Raw genomic sequence first — 1,028 nt, 5'->3', positions numbered from 1 at the left:
AGTTACACCCCCCATCTTGAAGGAGAAATTCCTACCATCGTCCTAGAGTTTATCTCGGAAACCGAAGGGGGTGAATATTCCATCAACCCTCACTATCCCTATGGAAAATGGTATTTTTACGAGCAAATCTTACAAGTACCTGTCTATGGAATTTTTCAGCCAAAAACCGGAGAATTAGATGTTTATTGTTTAGTGGCAGGAAAGTATGAGCAGCAGTTGCCAGATGAGAATAATCGTTACTGGATAAAAGAACTTAACTTGTTTATCGGTATCTGGCAAGGAACCAAAGCTGAATTTACTACTAATTGGTTGCGCTGGTGGGATAAGTCGGGAAATTTGCTATTATGGGGCAGTGAGTTAGTAGAGCAAGAAAGGCAACGAGCCGAGCAAGAGCGTCAACGAGCCGAACAGGAAAAGCAACGAGCCGAACGCTTGGCAGCAAAATTAAGAGCGCTAGGAGTTGAAGTTGATGATAGTGTATGAACTAATTGCAGGCATTGTCCACCTACAGGTCTATTTTATAATTAATTTAATGCACCTACTTAGTTGCGGGCAGTTTATGAGAGCTTATTAAATATTAGGAAGGACTGTTGACGACAATGACACCATCTGCTATTGATTTACCAACAAAATCAACGATAATCACCTGGGAAAAACTGCCCGATGATTTTATTCTACCTGACGAACCTGTGGACAATAACCTGCAACCCCTATTAGCAGCCGCTTTACGGGAATCCCTAGAATTAGCAGGACTAATTCTAGAATCGATGCTAATTGCTTCTAATTTTGGCTTATGTGCTACCGTTAAAACTCAAACTGTTGTCAAAGCACCTGATTGGGTTTATATTCCCTCGGTAAAACCGATTCCTGGCGGAAAAATTCGGCGCAGTTACACCCCCCATCTTGAAGGAGAAATTCCTACCATCGTCCTAGAGTTTATCTCGGAAACCGAAGGGGGTGAATATTCCATCAACCCTCACTATCCCTATGGAAAATGGTATTTTTACGAGCAAATCTTACAAGTACCT

1 protein-coding gene and 1 pseudogene are annotated in these 1,028 nt (G+C 41.8%); both read left to right on the top strand.

The window, feature by feature from the left end; all coding sequences use genetic code 11:
- Positions 1-483: Uma2 family endonuclease (locus tag PX481_RS10320; protein WP_288094543.1), on the top strand; the 483-nt coding region annotated here is incomplete at its 5' end.
- A 116-nt stretch (positions 484-599) separates the two neighbouring features.
- Positions 600-1,028, top strand: a pseudogene (locus tag PX481_RS10315) (hypothetical protein); the annotation flags it as partial.

It is taken from the genome of Microcystis sp. M53603_WE2 (assembly GCF_030065435.1).
This window is presented reverse-complemented; position numbering and strand designations above follow the sequence as displayed.